The sequence below is a fragment of the Sediminibacillus halophilus genome, from assembly GCF_900103695.1.
GTDB classification, from domain to species: domain Bacteria; phylum Bacillota; class Bacilli; order Bacillales; family Amphibacillaceae; genus Sediminibacillus; species Sediminibacillus halophilus.
In genome coordinates, this window is record NZ_FNHF01000003.1 from 294997 (window position 1) to 319327 (window position 24331).

The window sequence follows — 24331 nt, forward strand, 5'->3', positions numbered from 1 at the left end:
AGGGGTCATCTCTCTTGGAGTCACAAGTGAAAAAACTCGCAGACGAAATAGATAACGCCAATTCGATTGCGGTCTTGACCGGCGCAGGGGTATCTACGGCAAGCGGTATTCCCGACTTTCGTTCTGCTAACGGAATTTGGCAGGAAGACCAATCGCGTGAATACTATATGTCTCGTGAATATTTTCATAAGGATCCAGAAGATTTCTGGGTCAAGTACAAGGAAATCTTCCGACTGAAGCTGCTGAAGAATTACGCTCCCAACCATGTCCACCGGTATTTGCGGGAAATGGAACAGAAGGGCAAGCAGATTTCTATAGTCACCCAAAACGTAGACGGCTTGCATACCGCTGCAGGAAATCAACATGTGATTGAATACCACGGCAACCTAAATACAGCAACTTGTCCTGCCTGTGGAATGCAGTACCCGTTGGTGCATGTAATGACCGAACAGGTGCCCCACTGTATCCAGGCTGGTTGTGGTGATATTTTAAAGCCGGATATCGTTTTATTTGGCGATCCAATCACCAAGCATGATGAGGCGGAAGCAGCTGTACAACAAGCTGATCTTTTGCTGGTAATGGGGACCTCGTTATTTGTATCTCCATTTAACCTGTTGCCGGTATACGCATGGGATGGCCGGAAACCATCCGGATTGATTAATCGGGAATCGACACCGATGGATGATCAGTTTGAGTTTGTCATCCATGCCGATTTAAGTAGGACTATCAAAGAGTTGAAAAAAGAAGGATAAATGTTAAAGGAGCTGCAAACAGAAGCAGCTCCTTTAACATTTATCCCCTCACGATTTTTCCGATATATTTCCGGCTGCGCGGGCCGTCGAATTCACAAAAGTAAACCCCTTGCCATATTCCTAATTCAAGCTTGCCATTGGATATAATCAAGGTTTGAGCGTGGCCTACCGTACTCGTTTTCAAATGAGAGGCGGTGTTACCTTCTGCATGCTTGTCCTTCGGGTGTTCCCAGGGAAACACTTCATCAAGACGCATTAAAAAATCTGTTTTTACATCGGGGTCTGCATTTTCATTCACTGTGATTCCTGCCGTGGTGTGCATAGAGGAAACAACGAGTATCCCCTCATCGACGTTTTCCTCTCTTATCCAGGTTTCCAATTCATTGGTAATATCAATCATTTGGGAGTGTTTGCTTGTCTTCACTTGAAAAGTCTTCTTCATGGCGAGTCTCCTTTCACATTTTTGTTGTTTTAAAAAAAGATACAAGAAGCTATGGCATGTTGTCTGGGATAACCAAAGCATGTTTTGGCGTTTCGCTGCGGAAAAACTTACGCATTCCGCTAGTGGCTGCAGAGAGCCCCCTCGAGCTAAGCACTGCGGGGTCTGACACACTTAACAATCATTTGCGTTAAAGTCTTTAGTAACGCCGGATTACCGCCTTTTCTTTGCTGCTTTTCACTGCGGTTTCGATGATCTTGATGGTACGCAATCCATCTTCTGCCGGGACCGGATTTTCAGCGCCATGCCGGATGCACGCATAAATCCCCTGATAATAAGCCGGATAATTGCCGGGAACGGTTTTAATCGTTTTTTCCATCTCTTGTCCAGTCTCGTTTACATACAGCTTCCCGTAGAATTCCGGTTTATCGGCACCCCAATCCTCTTGATCGGGCAATTGTCCTGCACTCAAGGCTGCTTCCTGCCCGTCGATTCCATACTTAATAAAGCTGCCCTTACTGCCATGCACCATAAATTTCGGTCCTTGCTGCTTGACGATCGAGCCGCAGTGCAGGATTACACGCATTCGCTGGTACCCCAGGATGATATGAAAGTAGTCATCTACCAGCGAGGCTTCCCGCTGATTCCAAAGATCACAAAATACTTCCTGTGGTTCACCGAATAAATATAAGGCTTGATCGATTAGATGAGAACCTAAATCATAGAGCATCCCGGAACCTTTTTGACGGTCCTCTCGCCATTGTTGGTTCGGCTGCGGATTAAATCGATCGAAATGAGCGACATACGTGTTGATGGACCCTAGGTTCTCGTTTTGGATTAATTCTTTCAGGGTCAAAAAGTCACTGTCCCATCGTCTGTTTTGGTAAACACTGAGCACACGATCGTTCTGCTTTGCCAATTCAATGAGCGTTTCTGCTTCTTTGCTGGTGAGCACCATCGGTTTTTCCAGTACCACATGTTTACCGGCTGTTAAACTGCGCCTGGCCATGTCGAAATGAAATTGATTGGGGGTGGTGATGATAACCAACTCTATCGTACTATCCTGGAGTATTTCGTCTAATTCATCGACAACTTCCACTGTCCCCAGGTCCTTGGCCACTTCGTCAAGCCGGGAAGTGAGTACTTTGGTGATAGCGAACTGTTCGGAAACCTTCAGTAGCGGAGCGTGAAACACCGCCCCTGAGAAGCCATACCCGACAAGACCGACATTGATTTTATCCAAAATGTATCCTCCTCGCTGCTCCGTTTGTTTTCCCTATTGTAACATGCAGGCTCTATAAAGCTTATTGAGAGGACTTGAATATGATAGACTGGAAATAGAAAAAGATTCAGAAAAATGGGAGGAGAAAGCTGATGAACAGAAAAGAAATTCAAACAAATGCCGCCCCACAGGCAATTGGACCTTACTCTCAGGCCATCGAAGCGGGAGGATTTGTGTTTGTATCCGGTCAAATTCCGATTGATCCAGCTACAGGTGAAGTCGTTGAAGGGATCGAACAGCAAACCAACCAGGTGATGAAAAACCTCCAGGCAGTGCTGGAAGAGGCGGACTTGACGTTTGCCAACGTCGCAAAGTTTACGATTTACCTAACATCAATGGATGATTTTGCGACCGTGAATGAAGCGTATGCTAACTATTTGAGCAAACCATATCCAGCCAGAGCCACCGTAGAAGTCAACAGGCTTCCGAAAGATGTCCGCATCGAGATGGACGTCTTGGCAGTTACAGAGTAAAAGGAAGGAGGGCTGCAATTTGCTGTCCTCCTTTATACTCTCCCAGCAGTGCGGATTCAGGTTCAGTCCTCTTTTGCTTGGGTATCGCCGAGAAAAATACGCCTTTAGGCCGATTCCTTTCACCAGAGATACTGATAGAGTTGGCAGTATGTTTGTTCCAATAACTTCTCAAAATATCTTCCCATATTATGAAAAAAACAGCATAATAATAATGATGGGACAACCATTATTACTCGCTTTGAAAAAAGGAGACGTTAACACAATGAAAAGATGGGTAAAATTATCGTTCATTTTGATGTTAGTCATAGGATTTCTCAGTACAGCCACCACGGTATTCGCCAGTGACGGTAACGGTGAAGAAAGCGGTGAAGTGATCAATGAAAAATTGGGAGTTCCTCGGGTTGTTTATGGAGAAACACTGACAGAGGCCCAGAAAGATCAAGTACGAAAGCTCCTCGAAGTGGAGAATCCAGAATCGGTGGACGAGTACATCGTAACGGCTGAGGATCTTGTCAATTACATTGATGGCGATCCGAGTTCCAGAATGTATTCGTCTGCGAAAATCACCCGGACAGAAGAAGGAAGCGGCTTGGTGATCAATGTCGTCAATTCCGAAAACATTACACAGGTTACCAATGAGATGTATGCGAACGCCTTGTTGACTGCAGGAGTGGAAAATGCGGTTGTAGATGTCGCTTCCCCGGTAAAAGTGACGGGTCATTCGGCGCTCACCGGTATTTACAAAGCCTTTAACGTGGAAGGTGAGTCGTTGGATAAGGATCGGATGGAAGTGGCGAATGAAGAATTGGACGTTGCGACCGATCTTGCCGATGAGGAAGGAATGGACCAGGAAAAAGTAAGTGATTTGTTGACTCAAATCAAGCAGCAAATTGCAGAACAAAATCCTGCAACCAAGGAAGAAGTGGAACAAATCGTCCAGGAACAGCTGGATAAAATGAATATCGAGTTGAGCGAAGAGGACAGGCAAATGCTCACGAATCTTTTCGAAAAAATGCGAAACATCAACATCGATTTTGATAATGTACGCAGCCAGCTGGATGATATCGCCGGTGATATCCGTTCCAAACTTGATGAAGTTGCCAGCAATGAAGGATTCTGGCAGGGAGTGGCCGATTTCTTTAATCGGTTGATCGAAGGAATCAAAGGGTTATTCAATTAAAAAATGTTATTGCAAAGCCGCTATAATAGACGATAGCGGCTTTTTCCTATTATGATAGGAAAAGAGCACATTATATTTTGGGCTACAGGAGCGTAGATTAGCATGAATTCATCCAATATATCGTTTTCCAAAACCGGGCTTGAGACGTTACAATGGTTCATCTTTTTGTTGGCTAGCTCGGTCGCTTTGCCGATTGTTATCGGCTCTCTATATGAGATGAGCTTTACAGAAGTCGCCGGCTTAATGCAGCGCACTTTTTTTATTGTTGGGGCAGCCTCGTTATTGCAAGGTCTGCTCGGCCATCGATTGCCTATCATGGAAGGTCCTGCGGGTTTATGGATCAGTATTTTTTCCGTGATGGCAGTCACTGGGGCCCAGCAAGGAATGAGCACTGGAGAGACACTGCAATCAGTAGAGACATCGATGTTGTTCACCGGTGGCTTTCTGGTCATTTTTGGGGTATTCCGTCTTGCTGAGAAGTTGTTGCCGCTGTTTACGCCACTAGCAACGGGATCGTTTCTGTTCCTGTTGACAATACAATTGAGCGGTACGTTTCTGGAAGGAATGCTCGGTATCCAGCAGAAAGTGGAAGCGATTCACGGTACAGAAGCAATCTTGGCATTTCTTACTTTCTTTATTGTGTTGGGTCTGTCGATTTTCGGCAAGGGTTGGCTTGGCAATTACGCCGTACTGATTGGTATTGTAATCGGCTGGATTTCCTACAGCATATTTATTGGGAATGAACCTTCCCAGACAACGGAAATGGCCGGTTTTTCCGTACCGGAATGGTTTGCCTGGGGATTCCCCACTATGGACTGGGGAGTCGTTCCAATCGCTTTCATAACAGCTGTCATCTTGTTATCGAACGTGGTGGCTTCCGTAGTGGCGACGAGCCAGTCGGTGTATGGAAAGGCTTCCTATTCGAGTAGTCAAATTAATAGGGGCAGCACGGTTCTCGGGGTTAACCATGGATTGGTCGGAATGTTTTCAGCAATTGCCAACGTACCGCTTGCAACGTCGGCTGGATTTATAAAAATGACCGGTCAAACGAGGAAGCGACCGTTCTTGTATGCATCCGGTTTATTGATCATCGTTGCGTTCTTTCCACCAATCGTGGCTTGGATTTCCGGCATTCCTGCACCGATAGCCAATGCAGCTATCCTCGCGACTTTCGTACAGCTGATGGGACTTGGTCTTAGCAATATCGCCAGCGAGCAGCTGGATTCCAGAAGGTTGACCATCATCGGCGTTTCTTACTTATTCGGGATTGGCTGTATGTTTTTACCGATGGAGGTATTCGCAGAGCTTCCAGTGCTGATTCAAAATCTGGCGAGCAACGGCCTGCTGGTTGGAACCATTTTGGTCATAGTGTTGGAACAGTGCTGGAGAGAAACGGGAACTAGTCGTCCAGCGTAAAATAACCCAGCCTTGGGGATACCTATACTAATTATTTCTTGCAAGGATGGAGTGTGCAACCGATGGACAGTGTAAATATAAAGGATATAATCGGAATAGGCCTCGGCCCTTATAACCTGGGACTTGCCGCATTGCTCGAAAAAGCACCAGAATTGGAAGCTGCTTTTTTCGATGAATCGCAGGAATTTGCCTGGCACCCAGGCATGTTGATTGAAGAAATGGATTTACAAGTCCCATTTTTGGCCGACTTGGTGACGTTCGCAGATCCGACAAGCCGCTTCAGTTATTTGAACTTTCTTCATGAGCGCAACCGAATGTACCAATTTTATTTTTTTAAAAAGTTTGAGGTCCCGAGAAATGAATACAATGACTATTTAAGGTGGGCGATCCAAAAGCTGGATAACCTCCACTTTCAATCACGGGTTGTCGATATTCTGGATCATCAGGATGCAAACGACCCTCATTATGAGTTGGTTGTAGAAGCTGTTAACAACGGAAAGCGCACCCGACACTATGCGCGCCATGTCGTGATGGGTACCGGAAGTACACCATCTGTACCCCAGCAACTTGAAGGGATGCCGGCCAGTGACGTTGTACATACTAGCCGCTACCTGGAGGAAAAGGAGAATCTGCTTGAAGCAGAATGTATTACGATTGTTGGTTCTGGACAAAGTGCAGCCGAAGTGTTTCTCGATCTGTTGAGAGAACAGGACAGGATCGGTTGCCATCTGGCTTTGTTCACCCGTTCTCCTGGTTTGTTTCAACTGGAGCAGGCAAAGCTGGGACAGGAGTTCTTTTCCCCGGATTATGTTGATTACTTTCATTCTCTGGGTTTTGAAGAGCGTAACAATACATTAGAAATGTTGGACAAGCTCCGAAAAGGAATCGACCCGGACACGTTGAGGGAGATTTACAACATACTATATCAGAAATCTCATGGCGGCCGGAAAATTCCAGTTACCATCCAACCATTGACAGAGATAAAAGATATTAAGAAAAATCGGGGTGGCTATCAGTTAACCTGTCATCAATGGCAGCAGGATAAAACGTTCCCTTTTCACACCGATAAAGTGGTGCTTGCAACAGGATACAAGCCTGCCATTCCTGATTGGTTCCAGGACCGATTCGCGGCTAAAATTGAGTGGGAGGATGACAAACGATTCAAGGTGACGAGGGATTACCAACTTGCCTTCAAGCAGACACGTCCGAACCAATTTTTCACCTTGACCAATTTGGAGCATTCCCATGGGGCGGGAGCGACCAACCTAGGCTTGGCTGTTCAGCGGAACGTGCATATAATCAACAATATTGCCGGCAGGGAGGTCTACCCCAATCAGCGCGATACCATTTTTCAGCAGTTCACCATGGAATAGAATAATGAATAAAGAGTTGAGAGTTGGAACAAACCGAATTTGTAAAAACCAAACGATAATCAGGTAGGAAGTATGAAAAAAATTCTGTTTTCAATGATGATAACCAATCCACTCCGGGAAGGTAACTCGCTTTCCGCGGACGCGGCTTCTGCTAACTTGGTAAAGAAAGCCGCTCTACCAAGTGGATCCTCAGCTCGCGCTTTTTCCGCTGGAGCCTGCAGCGTTGGGTTTAGATACTTCCCTTCTATATAAGATTTCCGTTTTTGCCGGCTGCTGTTACGTTATGGAAAGCGTAGTATCTTGCCGTAGCGATCCGAAGCACCCAGCAAAAGACAATGTAAAAAGAAGCCTATTGATGGATTACCCAATATGAAAAAATAGTAAAGCAAAAACCGAACGATATTCGACATGCTAAGTGTTCGAATTCGCTCGGTTTTTGCTTTGGCCAACATGCGTTTGTCCCAGCTCCACCTTTTTGATATTTCTACTAATTGCAGTCTGGAATGGTAACTTCCTTGTGAAGTGATAATCATTTCCATCTTAATGGGAATGAGACTGTTGCCCTGACAAGCCAGGATGGCGATACATCGTGCCGAGTAAAACAAGTCCGCTTAAAACGAGCAGGCTGCTTGTAACAAAAAACACCGAGGCGAAGCCGAAGAACCCCGACAGCATCCCGCCCAAGGCTGGTCCGATCATATTGCCGAAAAAGCGGATGCTGGTATTGTAGCCAAGTACTTCTCCCTGCATGGCAATAGGAGCTTCCTGCCGGATATAGGCAATCCGGACTGGTATAATGCCCCCGATCGCCACTCCCAGAAAGAAGCGTAGTACAACCAGCTGCCAAATGTTCGTAACAAAGGCTCCGGGAAAATAGACAATACCGGCCATGAATAATAAAAACACCAAAATTTTAATATAGCCGACCCGGTCTCCGATTTTCCCCCAATTCCTTGCCATCAGCAAATTCCCAAGCCCTGCCGCTGAAAATGCAATCCCGGAAAAGAGGGCGATATTCGCGGGACCGTGCAATTCTGCCACATACAAGGATAAAATCGGTTGAATACTGAAATGGGCGATTTGGACAAACATCGAGACAAGCATCACAATCAGCAGAACAGGATGACGAATGATGTGCAGGATGACTTCCTTACTTGTATAGGATGCTTGTCTTCCGGTTTCCTCCTCAATTCGTTGTTCCTTGATGCCGAATAACACGAGCAAAGCCGATATGAGCAAAGCGATCGATATGCTTTTGAATGTTGTGGCGAACCCGAGCGCATCGGCGACAGCACCGCCGATCAATGGTCCCATCAGACTGCCGGTGATGCTGCCGGTCTGTAACGTGCCTAGTACTTTTCCGGCGATGTGCTTCGGAGTCTGGGTGGAAATCAGCGCTTGCGACATCGAGATGAATCCAGTGAAAATCCCCATGAACAGCCGAAGTAAAAATAACTGCCAAACCGTGGTGACAAATCCCATCGCGAAAACAGATACACAAAGCCCTGCTGCAGAAATGACCAGAATCGGTTTTCTTCCGTATCGGTCTCCGATCCTTCCCCAGATCGGAGAGAAGGTGAAGGCGGCAACGAATGTTATTCCAAATGTCCACCCAGACCAGTTTTGCACAAATGTATCAGAAAAATTGCCAAGCGTTTCGATGTATAACGAAATAAACGGCAGAATCATGGTCATACTCCCGCCGATAAAAAAGTTGGCAAACCACATGATGAACAAGTTCTTTTTTGCGATTTTCTCCTGTGTCGTGATAATGGGTCACTTCTTTCAAAATATTTCGTAACACTAAATATATTAGCCGATACACTCTCAAATAAAAAGGAATTTGCAATCTGTTTTTACCGAGTGTCGGTAATGAAACCTCGAAAAATGAACCGTTAACCGCCATACCTTCTAGGTAATGACGTATAATAATAAGTAACATTTTTGTTCAACGGCACATTACGGGGGAAATAGAGATGAAGGAAATCTTTACATACGTAGCCAAATATAAGGCAGCGGCAGTCTTTGCTTTGTTTTTGATGGCAATCGAGCTTGTCGTCGAATTGATCCAGCCGGTTATCATGGCCGCGATTATTGATACGGGCGTAACGCAGCACGATATAGGTAGTATTGGTTTTTGGGGGGCGGTCCTGCTCGGCATTTCCGTGCTCGCCTTTGCTTCCGGCATCCTTAATTCTTTTTTTGCTTCAAAAGTCAGCCAGGGAACTGCGTATGATTTGCGAAAAGATGTGTATGAACGGATTCAGCATTTTTCCGTGACGCAAATTCAACGGTTTGCGGCGTCTTCGTTAATTACGAGATTGACGGCTGATGTCACCCAAATTCAGTCGTTGATTTTCATGGCAATGCGAATCATGCTGCGTGCACCTTTGTTCATCATAGGCGGAGTCATCATGGCTTTTACCGTAAACGTACGATTGGCACTTATTTTGGCAGCATTCGTGCCTTTTTTACTACTCATCATGTTTTTTCTGATGACAAAGGGAGTCAAGCTGTTTGGTTCGGTCCAGGGTAAAATTGATCGACTGAATGCCATCATTCAGGAAAATTTACTCGGTATCCGGCTGGTGAAGGCTTTTTTGCGGAGCACCTTCGAAGCGACCAGGTTCCGGAAGGTCAATCATTCCCTGATGGAGGTCAACAAACGGGCACTGCAGTTAATGGAGACAGTGATGCCGCTAGTGATGCTTGGGATGAATACGGGAATCATCGCTATCCTCTGGTTTGGTTCAGTTCAAATGGAGGCAGGTGATGCTCAACCGGGCGAGGTTGTCGCTATTTTAAATTATGCAACGCGAATCCTCGGTTCATTCGGTGTCTTTTCTTTTTTATTGATGAATTTTTCCCGTGGCAAGGCCTCAGCTGCACGTATAACAGAAGTGCTTTTGGAACAACCGGAAGAACGACTGGATAAAGGTGACCAAAGAGAACAAAAGCTTTCGGGTCAAATTACTTTTGACGAGGTCTCCTTTCGATATCCGAAAGCAAAGCAGCCGGCATTAATGCACGTATCTTTTTCTGTTGAGGCTGGTGAAGTGGTGGGCGTCATTGGGGAAACCGGGTCTGGAAAATCGACCCTTGTACAACTGATTCCGGGCCTTTTTCCTGTGACCCTGGGCAGTATTTATTTTGACGAAAGGCCGATCGAATCTATCGGGGTTCAGCAGCTACGGCGGCAAATCGGAATAGTTCCACAGCAAGCGCATTTGTTTTCCGGAACGATTAGAGAAAATCTACTCTGGGGAAATGAGGAGGCGTCCAATAAGGAGATCATTCAGGCGGCGGAAGATGCCAGCATCCATGATTACATCATCAGTCTGCCTCATGGGTATGATACGGTAATCGGTCAGCGGGGAATCAACCTTTCGGGCGGGCAGAAACAACGCCTTTCTCTTGCCAGGGCATTAGTCCGCGAACCGAAAATTCTGATTCTGGATGACAGTACGAGCGCTTTGGATGCAAACACGGAGGCGAAGGTGTTACAGGCGCTTCGTCGACGGTCCTGTACGGTTTTTATTATCGCTTCCAAGATCAGTTCCGTTAAAAGTGCTGAGCAAATATTGCTGCTGAAACACGGAGAGCTGGAGGCAAGCGGTCCACATCACGAGCTTATCAAACAAAATGCTTATTACCGTACAATCTATCAATCCCAGTCTGAAACGGAGGTATTCGAGCATGCAGGAAACAAATGGTAACCAATCTGGGCAGCAGCCTGCCAGAATGCCCTCCAGACATCACCACGGAGCCCCCAGGCAAAAGCCGGAAATAAAAAACATGAGACAGACGCTACAACGGATATGGCAATACATGTATGCTAAAAAACTGCTGTTTTTTCTTACCCTCTTCATGGTGGTTGCCAGTTCTACTCTTTCGCTGCTCGGACCGTATTTGCTTGGCGTAACGGTGGATCACATGATCGCTGATTTTCAAACCAGTGAGTTGACCTTCATGCTCATCCTGCTTGGGGTAATCTTTATTACCCAGTCCGTTGCTGTTTGGCTGCAAAACTATTGGATGATTACGATTGCTCAGGAAACCGTGCAGACAATGCGAAACGAGTTATTCTATCATATACAACTGCTGCCGCTGCCTTTTTTTCAAAGACGGCAGAGCGGTGAAGTGATGAGCCGCTTGACCAATGATATGGAAAACGTAAGCAGGACGTTGAATTCCTCCGTGATTCAGCTGGCAACGAGTGTACTGACGCTGGCCGGAACAGTTTCGATCATGCTTTGGTTAAGTCCGCTACTGACGCTGTTGACCCTCACGATTGTACCATTGATGTTTTGGGGAATGAAGTGGATTACAAACAGGACAGGGCGATACTTTAAAGCGCAGCAGAAAGACCTTGGTGATGTAAACGGATATGTAGAAGAAACACTGTCCGGTCACCATATTATCAAAGCGTTCTCCCAGGAGGAACGGGTAACAGCAGCATTTCACGAAAAAAATGAACGTCTCCGTGACTCAGGGTATTGGGCACAGACATACTCGGGTTTCATTCCCAAACTGATGAACTCCCTGAACAATCTAAGTTTCACCATCATTGTAGGGTTCGGTGCCATTCTTGCTGTGAATGGCTTGATTTCCATCGGTATCATTGTCACCTTTACTACATATGCAAGACAGTTTACACGTCCGCTAAATGATCTGGCCAACCAGTACAATGTGGTCTTGTCTGCAGTAGCGGGGGCAGAACGGGTATTTGAAATTATGGATGAAGAGCCGGAAAAGGATGATCCGCAAGCAATCCGAGTTGAACGTTTGCATGGTGAGGTGGAGTTCCAGTCCGTTGATTTTGCTTATCAGGAAGGGGGGCGGACGCTGTCGAATATCGATTTTCGGGTGGATTCCGGGCAGACCGTAGCGTTAGTCGGACCTACAGGAGCTGGGAAAACGACGCTGGTTTCGTTGCTGGCCCAGTTTTATCAACCGGAACGTGGTAGAATTTTGTTGGATGGACAAGATGCTTCCAAGATACGGAGGTCAAGTCTGCGCAGTAACATGGGTATTGTCCTGCAGGATTCCTATTTGTTTGAAACAACTGTCAGGGAAAACATCCGTTATGGCAAGCTGGCAGCAACGGATGAAGAGGTCGTACAAGCAGCTAAAGCTGCGAATGCAGATGATTTTATCCAAAAGCTTCCCAATGGGTATGACACCATTCTGCATGCGGATGGTTCCGGCATCAGCCATGGCCAGCGGCAGTTGTTGTCCATCGCCAGAGTGATGGTTGCTGATCCTGCATTGTTGATTCTGGACGAAGCAACCAGCAGTATCGACACGATTACGGAAATGAAAATCAATGACGCCTTCAGGCAGCTGATGAAAGGAAAAACGAGTTTCGTGATTGCCCATCGCCTCAACACGGTAAAAAGTGCGGATATGATTGTAGTGATTCAGTCTGGGAAAATCACCGAAAAGGGAACGCATCAAGAACTGCTCAAGCAAAACGGTTACTACGCTTCGCTAGTCCAATCCAGCAGCTTACGGGCAAATGGGTGAAAAATTTGTATGCAAGAAATTGGCAAATACATAATTATGGATGTACCATATTAAAATAATGAATAATCAAGCATCATAAATAAATCGAGCTGAATGCGCCGCTTGGAATGGTTGAAGTGGCACTCTCTGTTTAGGAGGAAGTACATGGTACGTTTAAGTGTGTTAGATCAGTCACCGATCCCACGGGGCGGGTCAGCCCGGGAAGCGTTACAGAATACGGTGAAATTGGCACGGATGACCGAACAGCTCGGCTACCACCGCTTTTGGGTATCGGAACATCATTTGGAAACGTTGGCCCACTCCAGTCCAGAGGTATTTCTGCCTCACATTGCGGCGAACACGACCACCATCCGGGTCGGCTCCGGCGGTGTGATGCTTCCGCATTACAGCGCGTATAAAGTAGCGGAGAACTTTCGATTGCTCGAAGCATTGCATCCAGGCAGAATCGACCTCGGGGTCGGGCGGGCGCCAGGGGGAATCCCATTGGCCACGGCTGCCTTGCAAGAAAATAAAGGACCTGGGGGAGGAGACAGCTATCCCCAACAAATCGAAGACCTTATTCATTACTTATCGGGATCTTCCGCTGAAACCCATCGTTTTAGAGGACTGAAAGCCATGCCCGATATCGACACTGCACCACAACTATGGCTGCTTGGTTCTAGCGGGGGCAGTGCAGGCTTGGCGTCAGGTCAGGGAGTTTCCTATGCATTCGCCCAGTTTATCAGTGGACAGCATGGAGGTTCGGTTGTAAAAAGTTATCAACGACGATTTAAACCGTCGATATTGCAGAGAGAGTCGCAAGCACTGGCGGCATTTTTCCTTGTATGTGCAGAAACGGATGAGGAGGCTGAATGGCAGGCGAAAAGCATGGATCTGCAGATGTTGAAAATGGCTAGAGGGGAGGCCGGTGAAGGCATCCTTCCTCCCGAAGAAGCGGCAGAATACCAATTTGCGCCTTACGAGTTACAAATGGTCCGGGAGAATCGAAACCGGATGCTGGTAGGCTCTCCGGAAATGGTCCGCAACCGACTGCTGCAGTTGAGTGAAGAGTATGGGACAGAGGAGTTCATGCTGGCATCGATGAACTACTATTTTGCCGATAAACAAAAAGGATATGAGCTTCTGGCTACAGCCTTTTCCTAGGTTTTCAAGTCAGGAGCGGTTGCGTGAATATGATTATTAATGCCGATAGGAGTGTGGCGGCTTGGACGAAAAAGACTGGAAGCAAGAAAGAGAACGATTGAACGACGTATTGGATGTGATTGACACAACCGCTGAAAAGTTACAGGAAAGAAAGGGCGGCATTAAAGACAGGGTACTGGATCTGCGCAAAAACTTTTGGGAAGACGTTACCGTCAACCTGGATGAACCGGATGACGTAATCGAAACGCAGGCGAGCTTGAAGCAGCAGGCCGAATTGTTATCAGAGCGGGAAAGAAGTCATGGGCAGCTGAGTGAGCAATTGAAAACACTGGCCAGATTAAAAGAGTCGCCTTATTTTGGAAGGATTGATTTTCAGGAGCAGGGCGAACAAGGCCCGGATAAAATCTACTTAGGCATTGCTTCGTTGATGGATGAACAAGAAGACGAGTTTCTTGTCTATGACTGGCGCGCTCCGATTTCGAGCCTCTACTATGACTATCCGCCCGGACCCGCGGAATACCAAACGACGGAAGAAACGGTCAGCGGTGATATTAAGCTGAAAAGACAATACATTATCCGAAACAGCCAGTTGAAGGGGATGTTTGATACCGGTCTGACTATCGGTGATTACTTGCTGCAGTCCGTGCTGGGGAACAATGCCAGCACTCAGATGAAGAGCATAGTTGCGACCATTCAAAAAGAACAAAACCAAATCATCCGCAATGAGAAAAACGATTTGCTGATTGTGCAAGGGGTTGCCGGGAGCGGTAAAACATCGGCCGCCTTACAGCGTGTCGCGTATTTATTGTATCGATACCGTGAAGTATTATCTTCGGATAATATGGTATTGTTCTCTCCCAATCCGCTGTTCAATAGCTATGTATCCACGGTTTTACCTGAGCTTGGAGAAGAAAACATGCAGCAGACGACCTTCCATGAATATTTGGACCAGCGCCTTGGCGGTCGCTTTGACATAGAAACGCCTTTTGCCCAAATGGAATATTACTTGTCTGCAAGCCAGCAACCGGAATATGAGACGCGGGTAACCGCAATGACGTTCAAAGCTGGGACGCAGTATAAAAAATTGGTGGATCAGTTTATCGAAGCACTGCATACTGGCGGAGTTGAGTTCAGGAATGTTACCTTCCGTGGGACAGTCATCGTTGATAAAGAATCCATAGCGGAATACTTTTATGGTCTTGATCCGGTGATGAGTCTTCCGAATAAAATGGAGGCGACTGCTAAATGGTTGTTGAAGCAAGTGGACAAGTATGCGAAGGGACAGCTGCAGGAGGACTGGGTATTGGAAGAAGGCCAGCTTCTGGAAAAAGAAGATTTTCTTTCGGTGTATCAGCAATTACAGGAAGAGGACGCATCCTCTGATGATCCTTATTATGACTTTGTACGTGAAGAAGAACTGCTCCGTCAAAAGGTGATTGACGATAACTTCTATCCATTGCGCCAAAAGTTAAAGCGTCGACGCTTCTTTCATGCGGAAAAAACTTTTCACAAGCTGTTTGATGCTGAGGTTGTAGTAGATGGGGTAAAGCTTCCGGAAAATTGGCCGGAAATTTGCCGTCAATCGCTGGAGTTACTGGAGCAAAGGAAATTAACCTGGGAAGAAGCTGCACCATACTTATATTTTTATAATCGACTGGTCGGTTTTCAGGTGAATCGGTCTATCAGACATTTATTCATTGATGAAGCTCAGGACTATTCCTCGTTCCAGTTTGCCTATTTCAAGGAGGTTTTTCCATCTAGTAGAATGACTCTGCTCGGAGATTACAACCAGGCAATTTATGCTCATGCCTCAACAGGACAGACGTTGCTATCTCCGAAAATGGGAGCGAAGCACGAACGGATCACACTGACAAGAAGTTATCGTTCCACGAGACAAATTGTGGAGTTTACCAAAGCCTTAATGCCTGGCGGTGATATCATTGAGCCGTTTAATCGAGAAGGTTCAAAACCCTTGGTGACCGAGGTGTCTGATCAGCAAAAGTTAAAACAGCAAATCCTACAGACAATAAAGGGCTATACCGGTGCTGACCACCAAACGATCGCCATTATTTGCAAAACGATGGAGGAGAGTCAGGAGGCGTATCAATTATTACGCGAGGAAACGGAAGCGAAACTGATGGATGAAGAAACACACACCTTCCAAAAAGGGCTGCTTGTGATTCCTGCCTATCTGGCAAAAGGAATCGAGTTCGATGCGGCGATCATCTATAATGCTTCGGCTGCTCAATATTACCGGGAACTGGAACGGAATTTGCTTTATACTGCATGTACGAGGGCGATGCATGAACTGGCTGTGTTCTCGATCGGCCCAATGTCCGCCTTTTTGCAACAGCTGCCGGAAGATTTGTACGAAAAGGCTTAGCCAAAAGGTGTATAACCATTTCCGTCCGAGTTGGACCGTAGTTAAAACAAGGATACTTTCGTAGACGTTATTGTTTCGTCTTGAGAGTTGATAGAAACAGCGATTTAGGTTGAATTTGTCTTCCTAACTTCTTATATTCGTCGAGTGGGAGTTCGACGCTGCGAAAATACCCTGCGCTTTCCGCGGGCGGCTGGTGAGCTTCCTCGAGCTAACGCTCTGCGGGATCTCACCGAGGCCTTTCCTCCCGCTGGAGTCTCCGGGTATTTCCTTCGCTAGGAACAGATTCCTGTTTATAAACTAGAGCACTAGGCATTTTCTCTTGATTCACTTGGTACTACATGAGAGGTCTCATCAATAGTTATAGCTGGGAAAATAGGAAGAAAGCCGAGAGTTAACTTGAACAGTTTTTTATGAAGAGAAGTACGTGTCTCCTGACAAGCGATTTTAAGATGGCTTGTTGGGACTCAAAGAAAAAGTCTCTAGGCTTGCGATAAACAGCATGCTTCTAGCGCAGGTAGCATACGCAGACTCCTGCGGGAAAAGCGCGAGCTGAAGATCCACTTGGGAAAGCGGTTTTCTTTACCAAGTTAGCTGAAGCCGTGCCCGCGGAAAGCGAAGTATGCTACCGAAGCGTTGGTTAGCACGCTTTTTGGATTGGCAATGGAGCTTCCCGTTACAGTTACGGTGAAGTTTATATTTTTTACGAAAAACAAGACTTCGGAAAAACTAAATCAATGTAATTAGGGAAATCAACCAGTTGCAATTAACCCGAGTTATTTGATAAGATTACTTCAACCGAATAACGATTCTTATGAAGAGAGGCGGAGGGAAAGGCCCGATGAAGCCCGGCAACCCACTGATATATTCAGGAAGGTGCCAATTCCTACAGAGTGAATGTACTCTGAGAGATAAGAAGCTGAATGACGAATAAGCCTTCTTCCTCTCTGGGAGAAGGCTTTTTTTATAACGCCTGGTTTCAAATAAGATCTTATTCGGAAACAAAATTTGTCAGCATGCAGGCAGGGGAGAGATAACATGAAGTATGGATTTTGGCTGCCGATTTTCGGCGGATGGTTGCGAAACGTAGAGGATGAACAGATGCCTCCAACCTTTGATTATGCAAAACAAGTGATCCAATCAGCAGAGAAATGGGGCTATGATACCACGTTGATTGCTGAGTTATATTTAAATGATATAAAAGGTATCGATGCAGATTCTCTGGAAGCATGGACGACAGCGGCCGGACTGGCAGCGGTGACCGAAAAAATCAAAATTATGACAGCTGTCCGTCCCGGTTTTCACAATCCGGCTGTAGCAGCAAAAATGGCAGCGAACATTGATCATATCAGTAATGGCCGGTTTACACTGAATGTCGTCTCGGCATGGTGGGAAGAAGAAGCGAAACAATATGGTGGAGCATTTACTGCCCACGATGAGCGGTATGATCGGACAGAGGAGTTTCTGGAGGTATTGAAAGGGATGTGGCAGGAAGAAACGTTCTCTTACCAGGGCAACTATTATGAAGTGAACAATGCCAAACTGGCTCCTAAGCCGGTTCAAAAACCTTATCCGACCTTGTATGCGGGAGGCGAAAGCGATCGTGGCAAACAGGCGATTGTCGATTCCTGTGACGCTTATGTCATGCACGGCGGCACGGTCGATGAAATTGCCAGCAAGATAGCGGAAATGAAGGTAAGACGGGAAGAAGCAGGTCAGCCGGAATTCCAATCGTTTGGCATGGCGGCTTACGTGATTTGTCGGGACACCGAGGAAGAAGCTTTGGAAGAATGGAAACGAATAACTGACGTGAAAGATAGCGCGGGATATGCTGGCTACCATGACTTCGTCAGCAAGTCGCAGTTGGAGCAACAAGTAGAACGTAACGATTATTCGGTCTCGAACCGGGGATTGCGACCCAACTTAATCGGGACACCCGACCAAATCGCGGAACGGATAGCGGCATACGAAGAAGCGGGATTGGACTTATTATTGCTGCAGTTTTCGCCTCAGCTGGAAGGAATGGAGCGTTTCTCGCAGCAAGTCATGCCGCTTGTGGAAGAAAAACGACGTCAGTTATTTAAATAATGTGAAACCCACCAAGGAGAGGAGACCGCAGTATGAGCAAAGTGTACGTAATCCATGAAAATAGCGAGTGGACCGAACATCTGACGAAACGGTTGGAGGAGCTGGAGGTTCCTTATGAAGAATGGTTTTTGGATCAGGGTATGGTCGATTTAACAGCAGAACCACCCGAAGGAATCTTTTATAGCCGGATCAGTGCCTCATCTCATACAAGAGATCATCGATATGCCCCTGAGTTGACGGAGGCAGTTTTAGCGTGGCTGGAGCGACATGGGCGCACGGTGATCAATGGCAGCAGTGCACTTCGGCTTGAATTGAGTAAGGTAAATCAGTATATGGCGTTGAATGAAGCGGGAATTCGTACTCCGAGAACGCTGGCAGCCGTCGGCAAGGAGCAGATCGTTGCAGCAGCAGAAAAACTCCATGCAGCCTCCTTTATCACGAAACACAACAGGGCCGGTAAGGGATTGGGAGTACAGTTATTTCATACTATCGATGGCTTGAAGGAGTACTTGGATGGTCCCGATTTTGACGAGCCGGTCGACGGTATCACCCTTGTTCAGGAATATATACAGGCACCCGAGCCATATATTACCCGCTGTGAATTTATCGACGGCAAGTTTCTATATGCTGTTCAGGTCGATACGTCGGAAGGATTCGAACTATGTCCTGCGGATGCCTGCGCGATCGACGACTTGTTTTGCCCGGCTGGAGAACAACCGGAGGATCAATCGAAGTTCCGAATTGTAGAAAATTTCAACCAGCCGATTATTGAAAAGTATGAGCAATTCCTGGCGGAAAATGGTATACGAGTAGCCGGTATTGAGTTCATTTTCAGTGAAGATGGAGAGCTTTTCACTTACGACGTCAATACAAATACCAACTATAATTCTGAAGCGGAAGCAAAAGCCGGCCAGTATGGCATGCTGGAAATGGCCAGGTTTTTGAAGCGGGAATTGGAAGCAGTACAACAAAAATCTGATACATGCCAAGTGGTGTAAGAGAACGTAATTATTACTGTTATACTTGCTAGCAAGTTAAAAGCGCCTTTAGGGTTGGTTGGATTAATCGCCCCTAAGACGCTTTTTCCGTTGCCCGCAAATATAACGGAAAAGTGGAACCGGACTATCTTGGTCATTCCAACTTTTAAATAGTGGAATTGCTGTAACGATAGTCTCTGTTCAAGCGTCCTTATTAAAAACACTTTTACCTATTTATATCTTCTTATTCGTTCCACTCTATAGCGGGATTAGACAAGCATGCCTATGCTTTTCCGTTTTGTATATAATATTTGACGAATGTTTAAAAGAAACCCTATAATATTTATTAGCTTTGGCAAACTAAGAAAGGACGTGGACCGTTTTCCTTTAGCGTTTAAAGTCGAATGAAAAGACACTACAGACATAGTAAAAAAATAACTCAGAGAGCAAGCCGATGGTTTTCGGACTTGAAAATTATTCGATTTTTAAATGGTATGATTATAAATTCTATAGCAGAATAATTTCCCATCCAATGGTCTGCAATGATGACAGATAGAGAGAGGGAAGCGTTATTGTAGGCACTTGCTCCTTAACTTTCAGGAGGAAAAAAGTGCGACAAGATAAAAAAACAAATTTGAATAACAAGACGGACAATACCGTTTTTATCATAAGTGGAGGACTGCTGCTTTTATTTGTCCTTTTATCACTGATGGATTTAGATATGGTTGGAGGCTGGATTACTACATCCTTTAACTTCTCTGCCAAATATTTTGGTTCTTACTGGCAGCTGCTGCTGTTAGCGAACTTGCTTATTGGCCTGGGCCTTGCCGTATCCAAGTATGGAAAGGTTCGGTTAGGAAATAAAGCGAAGCCGGAAAACAGTTATTTCCGCTGGATCGCCATGATTTTATGTACATTAATGGCCAGCGGCGGTGTGTTTTGGGCGGCTTCTGAACCGATGTATCACTTTATTACAAATCCCCCGTTGTTTAAAGACAACTCCTCGACCATGGCGGGTGTCGACCCTGCGTTAGCGCAAAGTTTCATGCATTGGGGATTTATGGCTTGGGCAATTTTGGGGACATTGGCTACCATTGTTCTCATGTACGCTCATTATCATAAAGGCTATCCGCTGAAACCAAGAGCAATGCTTTACCCGCTGTTTGGTGAAAGAATCTTCCAAAAGAGTGCAGTCGGCTCAATTGCCGATATTGTTTCAATCATAGCAGTCGCAGCCGGCACCATGGGGCCAATCGGTTTTCTCGGCATGCAGTTGACCTATGGTTTGCATTCCTTGTTCGGAGTGCCGAATAACCTGGTAACAAATATCATTGTTATTGCCGTTCTCGTTGTAATAGCAGCGATTTCAGTTGCAACGGGGGTGGATCGCGGTATTCAATTTCTGAGCCGGATGAATGTCAGTTTGACCGTTGTGCTCGCAGCTTTCATGCTGGTTGTCGGTCCTACGATGTTTATTGTCAATAAGTTTATATCGGCGGAAGGGTTCCATCTGCAAAATATGTTGACGATGTCGACGTATCAGGGGGATCAAGCATGGCTTGGTGCCTGGACGGTGTTTTTCTGGGGCTGGTTTCTGGGATACGGTCCGATGATGGCTATCTTTATCAGCAGGATTTCCCGGGGACGAACCATTAGGGAATTGATCATCGCAGTTGCAATTGTAGCCCCGTTGATTAGTAATTTTTGGTTTACCGTCGTCGGCGGCAGCGGAATCGATGCTGAATTAACCAATCCGGGAGTCATTTCCGATCCATTGAGCGAAGGTGGCATGCCTGCTGCAGTGATGGCAATAATGGATCAGATGCCGCTTGGATTACTATTGGCGATTGGCTTCTTGATAGTCACCCTTGTGTTTGTGGCAACGACAGTCGATTCGATTTCCTATACCGTTGCGGTCACATTAACCGGGAACGATCACCCGCAAAAGTGGATTCGTGTATTTTGGGTGCTGCTTTTCGGTGTGCTATCGATCATTTTATTAGCGATAGATCCGGGAAGTATCACGGCCATCCAAAATTCTATCGTCGTGACAGCGGTGCCGGTATCCTTGCTTATGCTTCCGACATTGTGGGATGCCATCAGAGTGGCACGCATTTTAGGGAAAGAGCAGCAAATCTTTCCTGTAAAAGCAAGTCAGCCTGTCCGGGAAGAAGAGACAGCTGATAAGGATTTAATCGAAGACTAACATATTTATTTTATGGACCGCCTTTTGCAAAGGCGGTCATTTTTTTACGAAAGTCGCAGAAATACAATGTAAGGTCCATTGGCTATACAAAAAAGCCCCGGAAATCGGAGTATCACGATTCTGGGGTTTTCTCTACGTAACTTCTTTCATCAGAGCCTGCAGCTGATCTTTGTTGATGATCAAATCGCCGAGAGAATATTGATCAAGTGTTTCCAGGAATGCATGCAGCGCTTTGCCGAGCACACCCTGCAAGCGGCAGGCATCGCTGATCAAGCAAGTATCCTTCTTGGAGGGATCAAAACATTCGACGACAAAGAAATCTTCCTCTGTTTGGCGTACTACTTCTCCTATCGAAATGGTGTGGGGATCTTTTGCAAGACGCAGACCTCCATTACGTCCTCTGACTGTCTCTATATATCCTAATTTACCAAGTTCATAAATGATCTTCATCAAATGGTTATGCGAAATATTATAAACGGCTGAAATCGTTTTGATTTGGACCAGTTGACCATCCGGACGAGTGGCCAAAAACATCAGTACTCGCAACGAATAATCAGTAAAACGTGTCAATTTCATGCTCATCTTCCTCTTTTCTGAGTATGTGTTAAGTGTATCATATTTTCTTAGGTGGAGAGAATACGCCGTTTTTCCCTCGTATGCTTTTCCAGGAATTTGAACGATTTGTGAATGGAATGTGGCAAAATTCAAAAACATGTATTTTAAATATTGCTTTAAAAGCCATAGAGTGAAAAGATGTATACGTAATACATCTTTAATTGGAGGTAATCCTATGTTAAGTCAAAAAACGATTGAAATTGTAAAGTCTACAGTGCCTGTTTTAGAAGAACACGGTACAACGATCACAACCTGCTTCTATCAACAATTATTTGAAAACCATCCGGAACTATTGAATATTTTCAACCATGCCAATCAAAAGAAAGGCAGACAACAACAGGCGCTCGCCAACGCAGTTTATGCTGCTGCGGCTCACATCGATCAGCTTGAGACAATTCTGCCGGTCGTAAAGCAAATAGCACACAAGCATCGTAGTCTCGGTATAAAGCCGGAGCATTACCCTATTGTAGGAGAGCATTTACTACTGGCTATAAAAGAAGTGCTGGGAGACCAGGCTACAGATGAAATTATTGAGGCTTGGGGAGAGGCATACGGTGTCATTGCTGATGTGTTCATTCAAGTAGAGAAAGATATGTATCAGGAAGCAGCCGAAAAAGAGGGTGGTTGGAAAGACTTCCGTCCGTTTATCGTAGACAAAAAGGTGAAAGAAAGTGATGTTATTACGTCTTTCTATCTCGTTCCTGCAGATGGCGGCAAGCTGGCCGATTACTTACCAGGGCAGTATCTTTCTGTGAAAGTGAAAATTGAGGGGGAGGCATACACGCAAATTCGCCAATACAGCCTTTCCGATGCGCCGGGAAAACCATACTATCGTATCAGCGTGAAACGGGAAGAAGGAAAAAATAATCCCGATGGAAAAATCTCCAATCATCTACATAATCATGTAAAAGAAGGGGATACCCTGGAGGTTAGTGCACCCGCCGGCGATTTCACACTTGACCTCGATAGTGACAGGCCGGTCGTGCTGTTGAGTGGAGGAGTCGGATTAACCCCAATGATGAGTATGCTTCGGACAATTGTGGAACAACAGCCCGGAAGGAAGGTTACGTTCATCCATGCCGCCCAAAATGGAAACGTACATGCGCTGGACGAACAAGTCAAGGAGCTGGCAAGAGCGAATGGAGATATCACCAGCTATGTCGTGTACAGTAATCCGACGGAAGCAGACAAAGCAGCCGGAAGCTTTGACAAAGAAGGTTATGTGACACTGCCATGGCTGAAAGAAGTCCTTGGTACTAATCAGGCTGATTTTTATTTCTGTGGTCCAGTTCCATTTATGTCAGCAATCAATCAATTTTTAATGGAATGGCAAGTCCCTGAACATCGTATCCATTTTGAATTTTTCGGACCGGCGATGAATTTGGAAACTGTTTCATAATGAGACCAAGCGAATGGTTTCGGTAACGTTTGCCACCCGAATATTCTAAAGCGAAAGTCCATTTTCCATTTATAGGAAAGCAAAAACCGAACGAGTTCGATTGTTTAGGGTTGGATTATCATTCGGTTTTTGCTTTTTACTATGCTTATTTCCAGGCTCTTATACGACTATCGCTTGTTCATATCATTTGGGTGTGAGCCATTTCGTCTGTTCTTGTTCAGTTTATTGATTTTCTCTATCTCAACGGGTGATAACTCAAAGTCAAATACGTTAATATTTTCTTCTATTCTGGAAGGAGTCACCGATTTAGGGATAACGATTGTGTTGTTTTGTAAATGCCAGCGCAGGATGACCTGAGCAGGTGTCTTGCTATGCGAATCGGCGATTTTTTGGATTACGTTGTCTTTTAAAGCTTCTCCGCCTTGATCAAGCGGACTCCATGCCTCGACAAATATATCATGCTGGGCACAGAAAGCCTTTAATTCCGTTTGGGTGAGGTAAGGATGACATTCAACCTGATTTAGGACAGGCTTTATTTTACATTCATTTAAGATCCGTTCCAAGTGCTCTATTTCAAAATTGCAGACGCCAATTGCCCTAACTTTCTCTTCTTTATAAAGCTTTTCGAGTGCTTTATATGTATCTACATAGTCATCGTATTCGGGGGTCGGCCAGTGAATCAAATATAAATCGACATAATCGAGGTTCAATCTTTTCAGACTTTCGTCAAAGGCGCGTAGTGTATTTTCATAACCTTGATCCCCGTTCCATACTTTTGTGGTAATAAATAAATCGTCCCTTGGTATGGAAGTTTTTTGGAGCGCTTTCCCGACTCCGGCTTCATTTTTGTATATCATTGCCGTATCGATAGAAGTGTAACCGACGTCCAAGGCGTTGGAAACAGCGGTGGTAGCTTCGTCATTTCCTACTTGCCATACACCGAATCCAAGCTGAGGCATTTGTACTCCATTGTTTAAGGTGACAAAATTCATCGTATCCTGCTCCTTTTACCTGGTATGTTATAAAGGTTCTTCATGAAAAAGTAAAACCCTTCTCCAGAGGAGAAAAATCTTTAACCCTGC

Annotated in this window: 18 protein-coding genes and 1 riboswitch; of the genes, 13 read left to right on the forward strand and 5 right to left on the reverse strand. The window is 45.7% G+C overall.

Annotated elements, in window-relative coordinates; translation table 11 throughout:
* Nucleotides 1-14 precede the first annotated feature (14 nt).
* On the forward strand, nt 15-752 hold the full coding sequence (locus BLR82_RS11950; protein ID WP_074599635.1) for an NAD-dependent protein deacylase: 738 nt from the start codon (nt 15-17) through the stop codon (nt 750-752).
* 40 nt (nt 753-792) lie between these two features.
* Here BLR82_RS11950 and BLR82_RS11955 read toward each other — a convergent pair whose 3' ends face one another.
* Together BLR82_RS11955 and BLR82_RS11960 are read right to left on the reverse strand one after the other, a co-directional pair.
* Nucleotides 793-1194: a secondary thiamine-phosphate synthase enzyme YjbQ gene (locus BLR82_RS11955; protein WP_074599638.1), complete on the reverse strand. Its 402-nt coding sequence runs from the start codon at nt 1192-1194 to the stop codon at nt 793-795.
* Nucleotides 1195-1390: 196 nt separating this feature from the next.
* Complete coding sequence (locus BLR82_RS11960) at nt 1391-2434, reverse strand: oxidoreductase (protein ID WP_074599641.1); 1044 nt, start codon at nt 2432-2434, stop codon at nt 1391-1393.
* Nucleotides 2435-2565: 131 nt separating this feature from the next.
* Here BLR82_RS11960 and BLR82_RS11965 point away from each other — a divergent pair, with 131 nt between their 5' ends.
* The 4 genes from BLR82_RS11965 to BLR82_RS11985 all read left to right on the forward strand — a co-directional run bounded on the left by BLR82_RS11965 (nt 2566) and on the right by BLR82_RS11985 (nt 6915).
* The gene (locus tag BLR82_RS11965) at nt 2566-2946 is read left to right on the forward strand and encodes a RidA family protein (protein ID WP_074599643.1); all 381 of its coding nucleotides are present in this window, start codon (nt 2566-2568) and stop codon (nt 2944-2946) included.
* Between the two features lie 262 nt (nt 2947-3208).
* Entirely contained in the window at nt 3209-4126 is a 918-nt protein-coding gene (locus BLR82_RS11975) for a DUF1002 domain-containing protein (protein WP_074599647.1), read from the forward strand.
* Nucleotides 4127-4228: 102 nt separating this feature from the next.
* On the forward strand, nt 4229-5542 hold the full coding sequence (locus BLR82_RS11980) for a purine/pyrimidine permease (protein ID WP_074599649.1): 1314 nt from the start codon (nt 4229-4231) through the stop codon (nt 5540-5542).
* A 62-nt stretch (nt 5543-5604) separates the two neighbouring features.
* Nucleotides 5605-6915, forward strand: coding sequence for a lysine N(6)-hydroxylase/L-ornithine N(5)-oxygenase family protein (locus BLR82_RS11985; RefSeq protein WP_074599651.1), 1311 nt, complete (start codon nt 5605-5607; stop codon nt 6913-6915).
* A gap of 540 nt (nt 6916-7455) precedes the next feature.
* Here BLR82_RS11985 and BLR82_RS11990 read toward each other — a convergent pair.
* Nucleotides 7456-8643 carry an MFS transporter gene (locus BLR82_RS11990; protein WP_074599653.1) on the reverse strand — a complete coding sequence of 396 codons (1188 nt, stop codon included), beginning with the start codon at nt 8641-8643 and terminating at the stop codon, nt 7456-7458.
* 248 nt (nt 8644-8891) lie between these two features.
* Between BLR82_RS11990 and BLR82_RS11995 the strand changes: the two genes are divergently transcribed.
* The 7 genes from BLR82_RS11995 to BLR82_RS12025 all read left to right on the forward strand — a co-directional run bounded on the left by BLR82_RS11995 (nt 8892) and on the right by BLR82_RS12025 (nt 21235).
* On the forward strand, nt 8892-10631 hold the full coding sequence (locus BLR82_RS11995) for an ABC transporter ATP-binding protein (protein ID WP_074599656.1): 1740 nt from the start codon (nt 8892-8894) through the stop codon (nt 10629-10631).
* Entirely contained in the window at nt 10612-12441 is a 1830-nt protein-coding gene (locus tag BLR82_RS12000; protein WP_425440898.1) for an ABC transporter ATP-binding protein, read from the forward strand. The genes BLR82_RS11995 and BLR82_RS12000 overlap by 20 nt, the downstream gene beginning before the upstream one ends.
* A 144-nt stretch (nt 12442-12585) precedes the next feature.
* Complete coding sequence (locus tag BLR82_RS12005; protein ID WP_074599657.1) at nt 12586-13584, forward strand: LLM class flavin-dependent oxidoreductase; 999 nt, start codon at nt 12586-12588, stop codon at nt 13582-13584.
* 61 nt (nt 13585-13645) lie between these two features.
* Nucleotides 13646-15967, forward strand: coding sequence for an RNA polymerase recycling motor HelD (gene helD / locus BLR82_RS12010; protein ID WP_074599658.1), 2322 nt, complete (start codon nt 13646-13648; stop codon nt 15965-15967).
* A gap of 806 nt (nt 15968-16773) precedes the next feature.
* Nucleotides 16774-16882, forward strand: a riboswitch (SAM riboswitch).
* A 120-nt stretch (nt 16883-17002) separates the two neighbouring features.
* Nucleotides 17003-18052, forward strand: a complete 1050-nt coding sequence (locus tag BLR82_RS12015; RefSeq protein ID WP_074599659.1) for an LLM class flavin-dependent oxidoreductase — start codon at nt 17003-17005, stop codon at nt 18050-18052.
* A gap of 32 nt (nt 18053-18084) precedes the next feature.
* On the forward strand, nt 18085-19050 hold the full coding sequence (locus BLR82_RS12020; RefSeq protein WP_074599661.1) for an ATP-grasp domain-containing protein: 966 nt from the start codon (nt 18085-18087) through the stop codon (nt 19048-19050).
* 589 nt (nt 19051-19639) lie between these two features.
* Nucleotides 19640-21235 (forward strand): BCCT family transporter, encoded by a 1596-nt coding sequence (locus BLR82_RS12025; protein ID WP_083334833.1) that lies wholly within the window; start codon nt 19640-19642, stop codon nt 21233-21235.
* 132 nt (nt 21236-21367) lie between these two features.
* On the opposite strand, the gene BLR82_RS12030 is transcribed toward BLR82_RS12025, so the two are convergent.
* Nucleotides 21368-21811: an RrF2 family transcriptional regulator gene (locus BLR82_RS12030; RefSeq protein ID WP_074599664.1), complete on the reverse strand. Its 444-nt coding sequence runs from the start codon at nt 21809-21811 to the stop codon at nt 21368-21370.
* 214 nt (nt 21812-22025) lie between these two features.
* Between BLR82_RS12030 and hmpA the strand changes: the two genes are divergently transcribed.
* Nucleotides 22026-23249 carry an NO-inducible flavohemoprotein gene (hmpA, locus tag BLR82_RS12035; RefSeq protein ID WP_074599666.1) on the forward strand — a complete coding sequence of 408 codons (1224 nt, stop codon included), beginning with the start codon at nt 22026-22028 and terminating at the stop codon, nt 23247-23249.
* A 167-nt stretch (nt 23250-23416) separates the two neighbouring features.
* Here hmpA and BLR82_RS12040 read toward each other — a convergent pair whose 3' ends face one another.
* Nucleotides 23417-24241: an aldo/keto reductase gene (locus BLR82_RS12040; protein WP_074599668.1), complete on the reverse strand. Its 825-nt coding sequence runs from the start codon at nt 24239-24241 to the stop codon at nt 23417-23419.
* Between the last annotated feature and the right edge of the window lie 90 nt (nt 24242-24331).

Coding starts and splice junctions, on each gene's coding strand:
- BLR82_RS11955 (WP_074599638.1), bottom strand. CDS start 1,194: ATGAAGAAGACTTTTCAAGTGAAGACAAGCAAACACTCCCAAATGATT.
- BLR82_RS11965 (WP_074599643.1), top strand. CDS start 2,566: ATGAACAGAAAAGAAATTCAAACAAATGCCGCCCCACAGGCAATTGGA.
- BLR82_RS11975 (WP_074599647.1), top strand. CDS start 3,209: ATGAAAAGATGGGTAAAATTATCGTTCATTTTGATGTTAGTCATAGGA.
- BLR82_RS11980 (WP_074599649.1), top strand. CDS start 4,229: ATGAATTCATCCAATATATCGTTTTCCAAAACCGGGCTTGAGACGTTA.
- BLR82_RS11985 (WP_074599651.1), top strand. CDS start 5,605: ATGGACAGTGTAAATATAAAGGATATAATCGGAATAGGCCTCGGCCCT.
- BLR82_RS11990 (WP_074599653.1), bottom strand. CDS start 8,643: ATGTGGTTTGCCAACTTTTTTATCGGCGGGAGTATGACCATGATTCTG.
- BLR82_RS11995 (WP_074599656.1), top strand. CDS start 8,892: ATGAAGGAAATCTTTACATACGTAGCCAAATATAAGGCAGCGGCAGTC.
- BLR82_RS12000 (WP_425440898.1), top strand. CDS start 10,612: ATGCAGGAAACAAATGGTAACCAATCTGGGCAGCAGCCTGCCAGAATG.
- BLR82_RS12005 (WP_074599657.1), top strand. CDS start 12,586: ATGGTACGTTTAAGTGTGTTAGATCAGTCACCGATCCCACGGGGCGGG.
- BLR82_RS12015 (WP_074599659.1), top strand. CDS start 17,003: ATGAAGTATGGATTTTGGCTGCCGATTTTCGGCGGATGGTTGCGAAAC.
- BLR82_RS12020 (WP_074599661.1), top strand. CDS start 18,085: ATGAGCAAAGTGTACGTAATCCATGAAAATAGCGAGTGGACCGAACAT.
- BLR82_RS12030 (WP_074599664.1), bottom strand. CDS start 21,811: ATGAAATTGACACGTTTTACTGATTATTCGTTGCGAGTACTGATGTTT.
- hmpA (WP_074599666.1), top strand. CDS start 22,026: ATGTTAAGTCAAAAAACGATTGAAATTGTAAAGTCTACAGTGCCTGTT.
- BLR82_RS12040 (WP_074599668.1), bottom strand. CDS start 24,241: ATGAATTTTGTCACCTTAAACAATGGAGTACAAATGCCTCAGCTTGGA.